Source organism: Enterococcus bulliens (assembly GCF_053761865.1).
Window position 1 is genome coordinate 1 of record NZ_JBSMXK010000039.1, and the last position, 9250, is coordinate 9250.

Genomic DNA, 9250 nt, shown 5'->3' on the forward strand with positions numbered 1-9250 from the left:
AAGATAGTAGCCCACGGCTACAATAATCACATCCTGCTGAAATTGCTTTCCTTTAAAAGGATTCATCGTCATTCCTCCTGCTATCTTTTTCTATTATTCTACCTTATTTGATAGTAGATTTAAAACTTTGCAACAGAACCATCTCATTTATAGAATGTGGTTTAGATATCGACGTAAATTTAGGTAAAAATTGGTACTATATGTTCAAAAGTAATCGGTCGAAGCTAATTACACAGAAGAAAAACCGTATTTTTTAAAAAAACATATGAATAATTTGACATATGTGTGATTGGTCATTTATAATATTATTACATTAACTAAAGGATGAGTAAGATGTCAAAAGAAAGAAAAAAAGAAATACGGAGAAAATTGATTAAGCTTTTAAATGAAAATCCTAACTGGTTAGATAGTGATCATACAGAACTAAAAAAAGAAATTCAGTTGTTGGGACAGTTTCTAGGATATAGCTCCAAAAACAAAAAAATTGGAGACTTAACTTTAGAAAAATATTTAAAATTACTTAGCTTAGGTTTCAATAACCAAGAAATAAAAGGAATCTATCAGTTATCTGAGGGTAGCTTTAAGGAGTGGTTGAAAGAGCATGATTTTTATCGGCGAAATGTGGATGAGATTTTAAATGAAAACAAAGAATTCAAAAACTATGATTAATCATAAACAATATTTAGGAGGTAATATAAATGGACAAAGATGAAATCAACAACAAAAATCATTCTCTTAAAAACGAGACTAGTAACCATGGGGGTACTGAGCATAAACATAATGAAGAACACGATCATAGCCATGGGAATATCCCAGTGTATTTTTACTTCATTGGGTTAATCGCATTTTTAATTGCTCTATTTTTAGGAGAAGATCTACTTATACTTTCTAACATGTTATTTAGTATTACGGTGGTTTCTGCAGGGTACCATGTAATCATAGAGGGCTTTGGAGATACAATAAAAGATAGTTTGAAAACAAAAAAATTTATGCCTAATATTCATTTTTTAATGGTATTAGCAGCAGCTGCTGCAATGATTATTGGCAGTTTCGAGGAAGCTGGTCTATTAATTTTGATTTTTGCAGGAGCACATTTCTTAGAAGATTACGCAGAGGGTAAGAGTAAGAGAGAAATTACGAATCTGCTAAAGCTAAATCCCACGGAAGCCAGAAGACTATCAATTGACAACTCTGTTGAAGTCGTGTCAGTTGATCAATTAGTGGTCGGAGATAAAGTGCAAGTTTTAAATGGAGGACAAGTGCCTACAGATGGAAAAATAATCTCTGGAACAACATCAATCGATGAGTCGTCTATAAACGGTGAAAGTATTCCAAAAGAAAAAACAGTAGGTGACGATGTATTCGGAAGTACAATTAATGGTACCGGTTCGTTTGTTATGGAAGTTACAAAAGATAGTAGTGATACTGTATTTGCAAAAATATTAAAACTAGTTGATCAATCGCAGAAAAATTTGAGTAAAACAGCAACAACCATAAAGAGGTTAGAGCCCAAGTATGTGACCTTAGTATTGATGATTTTCCCATTTATATTGGTCTTGGGTCCAACAGTTTTTGGATGGAGCTGGAATGTAACTTTATATCGAAGTATTGTATTTTTAATTTCATCTTCACCTTGCGCATTAGCAGCTAGTGCGGTACCAGCTACTTTATCAGCGATTTCTAATTTAGCTAAGAGAGGTGTACTGTTTAAAGGGGGATCATTTTTATCTAATTTAGGGGAACTTAAAGCTATTTGTTTTGACAAAACAGGGACTTTGACGAAAGGAAAACCCGTTGTTACAAATCAATATTTCATTGATGGGGTCGACGAAGAAGAGGTAATCGACGTTATTGTATCAATGGAAAAAGAATCAAATCATCCTTTAGCGACTGCTATAGTTAGTAATTTTCCACATACGGAGACAAAAACACTATCAGTAGAAAATGAGGTTGGCAGAGGATTAGTATCAACATTCAATGATAATGAGTATAGAATTTCTAAACCTTCGGAATTTAACAGTTATGATAAAAACATAAAAGAAAAAGTTAATGAGTATTCAAAAGACGGAAAGACTGTTGTTTTAATAGCAATTAATAAGGAAGTTATAGGTTTAATTGCATTAATGGATGTCCCTAACTCGAATGCAAAAGATGCAATAGAATACTTCAATGATCAAGGTGTTCACACTACTTTAATTACAGGAGATGCTAAACTTACGGGTGAATCGATTGGCAATGAGCTAAAGATTGGTCAAGTAATTGCTAATGTTTTACCGGAAGATAAGGCGAAAATTGTTAAACAGCAACAGGATTCATATGGACTAACTGCAATGGTAGGTGACGGAGTCAATGATGCGCCAGCTTTAGTTAATGCGGATGTAGGAATTGCTATGGGCGATGGAACAGACGTCGCTATTGATGTGGCAGACGTAGTTTTAATGAAGAACGACATATCGAATTTAGTGTATGCTCATAAAGTATCTAAACGATTAAATAAAATTGTCTGGCAGAATATTATCTTTTCAATGTTTATTGTATTGCTATTAATATCATTAAACTTTGTAGGTAAAATGACTATAGGAATAGGAGTCTTAGCTCACGAGGGAAGTACTGTGTTGGTTATTTTTAACGGATTGAGATTATTAATTCCTCAAAAAGAAATGTAATAATTATAGGACGGAGATTCTAAATGAAGAATAAGGATTTAGAAAGATCAGTTGAGGGAGTCCAGCAAATTGTAAAAGTACTCAATGATCGAACCAGACTAAAAATATTATTTTTTTTATCGAAACAGGAAAGAAATGTTTCTGAATTACAGTTATTGGTCCAAAGGTCACATACAGCAACATCGCATCATCTGTCTAAGTTAAAAAAAAACAGGATGGTTTCAGCAGAGCGTAAAGGAAAATATATGTACTACTCTTTGAAAGATGAGCACATAAAAACTATTTTAAAAGTTCTGTTTGAACACACTATGGAAGAGGGTGAATTTTGTGGGACACCATCACAAAAAAGATTATTATAGAGATAACCACCATAAAAGTAACGCTTACAAAAAAGAACATCATGGTAATCATGGTTCTTATAGAAGTAACAGAGGCTGCTTAGGCTGTTTAACTCAAATATTCCTAGTTTTAATTATAGTATCATTTATCTTTATCAGTGTTAATTTGTGATTATTAGCTGATGTGTTAAGTAATTGAGGTAAATATTTTGATACGGAGGAACTCAATGAATAGAGAAGAAATTTTACAAACAATCAAAGATCTAATAGCTAATGGCAATATTGAAGAAGCAAATGCTCTTTTGAATGAACAAGCTACATTCTTAGCAGATTATTATGATCAGGCAGCTGGATTATTTGAAAATTTAGATACTGTGCAAATACCTTTTTTTAATAACAAGGAAACTATATTGTTGTTATGGGAAAAACTTTCAAATTTATTCAATAAATAAATATTTAGATGATGAGGGCTTTCATGTTATTTGTAAGTGTAATATCAATATTCGTTCTTCTAAGTGTAGATCAGATTGCTAAATTATTGACAGTTAATATTTTTGCATTATATGAAGAAAGAGTCATCATTCCCGATATTTTTTCACTGACCTATATTCAAAATAGTGGGGCAGCTTGGGGGATTTTGAGTAATAATACAAACTTATTGATTGTTATATCGGTGCCCATAATCGCTATGTTGGGTTGGCTAATGTTAAAAAGTAAAAAAAAGATTCTGACGAGTGGCCTGAATTTTATTATTGCAGGTGCATTGGGAAACTTAGTAGATCGAATAAGGATTGGATATGTAGTTGATATGCTACGTCTTGATTTTCTAAATTTCCCTGTATTTAATATTGCAGATGTAATGTTGACGTTTGGTGTGCTTTTGGTGATCACTGATTATCTATCAGATAAAATATCAAATGTAGAGAATAAAAATCATTAATTTTAATGGGCTTATGCAAGACATTCTGAGAAAAGTGCTATTAAAAAGTATCTGCTTAAATATATTCCATAAATTTTACTGATGTGACACAATCTGTTTCTGTCACATTCGTTAAAATCGCTCTATCCTTAGAGGCTCTAAGAGGAAATCACTTTTCTTTTAGAGCCTTTTTTCTATAGCTTATTTAAATGTGACTTATTATCTGTTATAATCGTATTAAGTAACATTTGAGAGGTGGCTAAAAATGAAGAGCGTGGAACCGATTCGCGATAAAAAAAAGATTGATGCCATGAAGGCAATTTTGGCTTCCGGAAAATATGGGCAACGGAATTTGGTGCTTTTTTCGATTGGGATCAATACAGCCTATCGAATCTCCGATTTAAGGCAGTTGAAATTAAGTGATGTATTAGAAATTTCTCGTGGGCGAGTGATTGTCAAAGAACGTCTGGCCATGAAGGAACAAAAAACAGCCAAGCACAATTCGGTCTTCATCTCGAACAAATTGCGAAAAGTGATTCTTGACTATGTTCAATCCGAATTTTCTGAGCAGCTGCAAGTACAAGACTTCAGCAAGTATTTGTTTCCAAGTCGAAAAGGAGCAGATACGCCTTTGACCCGACAAAGCCTTTGGCGGATCATTCATGAAGCTGGAACGGCGGTTGGGTTGAAAGAAATTGGTCCCCATTCGATGCGTAAGACCTTTGGCTATTTTTTGTACAAGCAAGGGACCAAAACAGAGATCATTCAGTCGCTGCTCAACCATTCTTCGCAACGGGAGACCTTACGCTATATTGGGATCACCCAGGAAGATAAAGATACCGCAGTAAAGAGTTTGGATCTATGACAGAATAATGCCATATATAATAGAAGAAAAAATTCAAGAGGTGAGAAGATGAACGAAGAAAAGCGGCCGAAATTTCCTGATAAATACCACTTATCTCGCAAAGAGTCTGTGTATTTATTGAAGAAAAACATTGTGGAACTGGTGTATAATGCGGGAAAATTTGAAGGGTTAGATACAACGTTGTTACAAACAGAAGAGATTATTAAGTATAACCGGGCTAATAACGTGGCTGTAGATGATGTCCTGACCGTCGTTAACTTAAAAAGAGGCTTTGAACTGCTTTTAAATGACGTACAAGAGCCCCTGTTAGAGACAAGTAAGCGGATTAATCGGATCGTTGCAGCGGAAGATGCCCTTTTTCCTGGTGAAATAAGAACCGGTGGAGTAGAAGTATCGACTATTCAGGGAAGGTATGTGCCGCCAATGTTATCTGAAGAAGATGTAAGGGATCGATACCAGAAATTAATGGACCAAAGTGTATCAGGAACTGAAAAAGCGTTGCGACTGTTTTTATTTATTTCAAAATATCAAATATTTGGGAATCATAATAAGAGGACTGCTCTTATTACTGCAAATAAAATTATGTTTGATCATGGTTCAGGCTTATTATCGATTCCAGAAGTAATGGTTAAAAGGTTTAATGAAGTGCTATCAGAATATTATAATAGTGAAGAAGATATATATACTTTAAAAATATTGGATTTTATGTATTCTAATTGTATTTTTGGAATTGATTTTTAATAAAAATGTTAGTTAGTGATTTCTTTGGCTAGCGTTTTGAAAAATCCAATTGATCTATTAGTCAAATTTCAAATGAAAATAAATTTAATGTTAATTTATTAACCAATCCCAAATTGTATTTGTAATTTATGAATAAACTACTGTGATAGTGGTAAAATATGTAGGAGAAGTATATGAATTTAGAAGAATTAATAAGCCGCGGTGTTGAGTTAAGAAAAGAGAATGAGAAAAATTTAGAAGACAATCCTAAATATATATCATGGATGAAAAATGTAAATGTTTTTTTTCAGAATAGTCTCAGCGATAGCGTGTTAAAAAAAGACTTTAAGAATGCATATTTTTTTAGGAATAGTAATCCTAAGCGTCAATTAGAAGAAGTATTATCAATTTTATGTATAGAGAATTCGAAAGAGCAGAAAGAGGCAAATAACATGAAAAAAATTTTTATCAGTCACAGCTCAAAAGATAGAGATATAGTTTTAAAATTTATTGATTTTTTAAGTAGCGCTTTTGATATTAAGAAGGCAGATGTTTTTTGTACATCCTTAAATGGTAGTATTGAAGTCGGAGATGAGTTTATCGGGAAAATAAAAAAAGAAGTTACAAATTCGTCTGTGGTTATTTTTTTAATCACAAAAAATTTTTTAGAGAGTAAGTTTTCTTTAGCCGAAATGGGGGCTGCTTGGGCGTTGAATCAAAAAATATTTCCGGTTCTATACACTGATACAAATTATAAAGATTTAGGCGATACCCCGCTGGCAAGTTTACAAATGACAAAAATCAATGATGTAAATAGTATGAGTGGTCTAGCATCGTCTATAACTAAATTAGGACTATCTGATCCATCAAATATGCTTGAATTTAAAGATACATGGAAAAAATATTGGGCTATCTGAAGGGGAATCTATATGAAATTAGTTTATTTTGATGAGGGTACTATCACAGACTATTTAACCATACTGAATAATGGAACTCTATTAGAGATTCATGATGAAAAAAATGAATCAAAGAAATCAGCTAGTGTTGCAGGGAATATAGGAATTGCTCCAAGACTTTCAAAACTATTTAGTGGTTTTATTGGTGTCGGTGTAGATATGAATGCTCAATTGGGAAAATCCGCAGATAAATTAATACAAAAATCTATTACTAATGCATTACTATCTGATTTTCTCTCTGAATCTCGTAAGCAATCGAACGGCTTATGTAAATTAGAAAATCATAAAGTATTTCCTGAGAAAAACTCTATTGCTTATTATCAAACTATTTCACCATACCTTGTTATGACAGAAGGAGACGTTGAAATCAGTGATGGTATTCGATTATCAATCTCTAAGATGTACGAGGCTCTTAAATTTAGTAAAGGGTATTATGAAATGTTAGCATTTGATGATGAAGCTCTCAAGGTCTTCAGATTCAACAATAATGCTTTTTCTAATAATTATAACGTAGCGGATTTGGAACAAATGAATTTATCATTTTGGGGATTTAAAGTCGGGACGATGGACAGATCTGATTTAGATTTTCAGCAGTATATGGCTAGAAAAGTTAATGATGAAGTATTGACTTCATTTCACGATGATCGCAGTAAAGAGATTTTAGATGTATATGATATTGTTTTGGCAGGGGTAGTCTAACATGGCTAAAATTAAAATTATTTTTGGACCCAATACATTTTTCCAAAAGCAAATTCCTGAGAACTATATTCCTTTAGAGCATTATATTCGATTTACTGACTCACTTACCGTAAATATTCTTAAAGAGTTTGACTACACTAAAGTTGAAGATTATCTTTCTTCGGAAATCGTCGTGGCTGAAACAAACGCATACTCATCTATTAAGACGGGCGCTGTACAAAATTTTAAAAATATATTGGATCTTTTATTTGATTATTCAGATGGGATCTTTCTGCAAAACCCACCTAAAAATGTTTTGCATATGATAAGATCCAATTATAAGAGAAATATTGATTACGAAGAAATTTTATTTAGGTATAAAAATATTAATGTAAATAATTTGAAAAAGATTAATAGATATTTACGAAATAATATTGTAGGTCAAGATAGTGCATTAGATAGAGTGATGGCTAATATGTATTCGTTAACAAAGAATAAAAAATCAAAACCTATTGTTCTTATGTTGTATGGTGCATCAGGGGTAGGTAAAACTGAAACTGCTAAAATCATATCAAATGTTATGGGGGGAGGATTAGTTAGGAAACAAATGTCTATGTCAAAATCAAATCAATCATTTAGCTATACCTTTGGCAGTAGCCATGATGAACCAAGCCTAGCAAAAGATTTAATTCAAAGAGAAACTAACATAGTACTTTTTGACGAGTTCGACAAAGCACATCCTGAGATCTTAACCGCATTCTATCAGCTTTTCGATGAAGGAGTATTTGAAGACTCAAACTATTTAGTTGAAATGCATAACAGTATTATTATATGTACATCGAATTACAGAAATGAAAATGAGATAAGATCGGCACTGGGTGATCCTATTTATTTTCGCTTTGATGATATTATTTTTTATAATGATTTAACTCTAATTAGTAAACAAATATTAATAGAACGAATTTTTGAAAATAGATGGAAATTACTAACTGAAAAAGAAATAAAGTTTTTGGGAAATAAAGAAGACTTGTTGGATAAATATCTTTCTTATGGAAATCAGCTAAAGAACTTTAGACATATTGATAATTTGATAAAACAGGATTTAAACCTTACTTTATTTAAACGAATAATTAGTGACAATTCATAAGAAATATTTGACAAAATAGAGCAAAGATGAGAATATAATAGTGTAGATAACTTGAGTATCTACTTTAGCTGTGATAATCATTGGTGCGCTGGCATGCACTGGAGATTTGAGCTTTAATAGGGTTGTGTGTGTACACCTCAAACCAGCAGTTAAAACACTCATACTTTGACTTTTAGAGATTTCGAAAGAAATCTCTTTTTTTGTAAGGAAAAATCAATGGAAAATAATGATATATTGTACCAAGCAGCTAAAATTTTTGAAGAAATTAAATCCTATAAAATTGAGATTACAATAGGAAGAAAAGGCCAGGCAGAAGTATTTACAATTATTTTTGAAGATAGTGATTTTCATCATCTGGCTGGTTTACACAAATTAACTGACATAGTACAAGTCTATAAGCAAAATGCGAGCATAGTTTTTTCAAAAATACTTGAAAGAGAAATATGCTTAAGAGATTTAGAGGCCTCCTCTTTCTATACTTTAATACAAGACAGAATATCAATACTTTTATCTTTAAAAAACCTATTTTTCAATATAAATAGTGTTTTTAAATTTAGAAAGCTAATGATTCCTAATAGTAAAATTCGATGGACATATCTTCTTGAATTTACTTATAATACAACTGATTCCGGATATCTATTTTTGGAAGAATATAGAGCAAAGCCTGCTAATTATGTATGTGTTTCAAATTTCAAGAAAAATGTTGACTATGGATCAGGACAAATCAAGTACACATTACTCCAAGCAAAAGCAATAAATAAAATTTCCGAAGAAGAAGAAGTGTGGTATAAAAACCCTGCTTACAAAGAGTGATTTAGGTTCACTCTTTAATATTTTTAGTTTACATAAGATATATTATACAAAAAAAGAACCTGAATCAACCGTTTCAAAGTCTTTCTCTGTGAATCGAAATTGGTGTACCTCTTTTGCCAAAACAGAGTAAGGGAAAAATAAACGAGCA

Annotated in this window: 11 protein-coding genes; all 11 read left to right on the forward strand. The window is 32.1% G+C overall.

All coding sequences use genetic code 11. The features are described 5' to 3' along the window. Window positions 1-333 precede the first annotated feature (333 nt). Window positions 334-669 (forward strand): hypothetical protein, encoded by a 336-nt coding sequence (locus tag ACWOEC_RS11750; RefSeq protein WP_074536935.1) that lies wholly within the window; start codon window positions 334-336, stop codon window positions 667-669. Between the two features lie 29 nt (window positions 670-698). Next, the gene (locus ACWOEC_RS11755) at window positions 699-2666 is read left to right on the forward strand and encodes a heavy metal translocating P-type ATPase (RefSeq protein WP_142960514.1); all 1968 of its coding nucleotides are present in this window, start codon (window positions 699-701) and stop codon (window positions 2664-2666) included. Window positions 2667-2689: 23 nt separating this feature from the next. After that, a complete protein-coding gene (locus ACWOEC_RS11760; protein ID WP_131732208.1) occupies window positions 2690-3025 on the forward strand; it encodes an ArsR/SmtB family transcription factor in 336 nt (111 codons plus the stop codon). 206 nt (window positions 3026-3231) lie between these two features. Next, on the forward strand, window positions 3232-3456 hold the full coding sequence (locus ACWOEC_RS11765; RefSeq protein WP_029486039.1) for a hypothetical protein: 225 nt from the start codon (window positions 3232-3234) through the stop codon (window positions 3454-3456). A 23-nt stretch (window positions 3457-3479) separates the two neighbouring features. After that, window positions 3480-3944, forward strand: coding sequence for a signal peptidase II (gene lspA / locus ACWOEC_RS11770; protein WP_034706604.1), 465 nt, complete (start codon window positions 3480-3482; stop codon window positions 3942-3944). 244 nt (window positions 3945-4188) lie between these two features. Beyond that, a complete protein-coding gene (locus tag ACWOEC_RS11775) occupies window positions 4189-4788 on the forward strand; it encodes a tyrosine-type recombinase/integrase (RefSeq protein WP_002376315.1) in 600 nt (199 codons plus the stop codon). Between the two features lie 48 nt (window positions 4789-4836). Continuing rightward, window positions 4837-5529, forward strand: coding sequence for a hypothetical protein (locus ACWOEC_RS11780; RefSeq protein WP_142960515.1), 693 nt, complete (start codon window positions 4837-4839; stop codon window positions 5527-5529). Between the two features lie 173 nt (window positions 5530-5702). Next, entirely contained in the window at window positions 5703-6425 is a 723-nt protein-coding gene (locus ACWOEC_RS11785; protein WP_016630099.1) for a toll/interleukin-1 receptor domain-containing protein, read from the forward strand. Window positions 6426-6437: 12 nt separating this feature from the next. Further along, window positions 6438-7163, forward strand: coding sequence for a DUF6414 family protein (locus ACWOEC_RS11790; RefSeq protein ID WP_016630100.1), 726 nt, complete (start codon window positions 6438-6440; stop codon window positions 7161-7163). A gap of 1 nt (window position 7164) precedes the next feature. Then, window positions 7165-8289 carry an AAA family ATPase gene (locus tag ACWOEC_RS11795; RefSeq protein ID WP_142960516.1) on the forward strand — a complete coding sequence of 375 codons (1125 nt, stop codon included), beginning with the start codon at window positions 7165-7167 and terminating at the stop codon, window positions 8287-8289. Window positions 8290-8505: 216 nt separating this feature from the next. After that, window positions 8506-9102 (forward strand): PBECR4 domain-containing protein, encoded by a 597-nt coding sequence (locus tag ACWOEC_RS11800; protein WP_142960517.1) that lies wholly within the window; start codon window positions 8506-8508, stop codon window positions 9100-9102. Window positions 9103-9250: the final 148 nt, after the last annotated feature.

What these genes read in the sequence shown, in the direction of transcription:
- ACWOEC_RS11750 (WP_074536935.1), top strand. Translation starts at nt 334, where the DNA reads ATGTCAAAAGAAAGAAAAAAAGAAATACGGAGAAAATTGATTAAGCTT.
- ACWOEC_RS11755 (WP_142960514.1), top strand. Translation starts at nt 699, where the DNA reads ATGGACAAAGATGAAATCAACAACAAAAATCATTCTCTTAAAAACGAG.
- ACWOEC_RS11760 (WP_131732208.1), top strand. Translation starts at nt 2,690, where the DNA reads ATGAAGAATAAGGATTTAGAAAGATCAGTTGAGGGAGTCCAGCAAATT.
- ACWOEC_RS11765 (WP_029486039.1), top strand. Translation starts at nt 3,232, where the DNA reads ATGAATAGAGAAGAAATTTTACAAACAATCAAAGATCTAATAGCTAAT.
- lspA (WP_034706604.1), top strand. Translation starts at nt 3,480, where the DNA reads ATGTTATTTGTAAGTGTAATATCAATATTCGTTCTTCTAAGTGTAGAT.
- ACWOEC_RS11775 (WP_002376315.1), top strand. Translation starts at nt 4,189, where the DNA reads ATGAAGAGCGTGGAACCGATTCGCGATAAAAAAAAGATTGATGCCATG.
- ACWOEC_RS11780 (WP_142960515.1), top strand. Translation starts at nt 4,837, where the DNA reads ATGAACGAAGAAAAGCGGCCGAAATTTCCTGATAAATACCACTTATCT.
- ACWOEC_RS11785 (WP_016630099.1), top strand. Translation starts at nt 5,703, where the DNA reads ATGAATTTAGAAGAATTAATAAGCCGCGGTGTTGAGTTAAGAAAAGAG.
- ACWOEC_RS11790 (WP_016630100.1), top strand. Translation starts at nt 6,438, where the DNA reads ATGAAATTAGTTTATTTTGATGAGGGTACTATCACAGACTATTTAACC.
- ACWOEC_RS11795 (WP_142960516.1), top strand. Translation starts at nt 7,165, where the DNA reads ATGGCTAAAATTAAAATTATTTTTGGACCCAATACATTTTTCCAAAAG.
- ACWOEC_RS11800 (WP_142960517.1), top strand. Translation starts at nt 8,506, where the DNA reads ATGGAAAATAATGATATATTGTACCAAGCAGCTAAAATTTTTGAAGAA.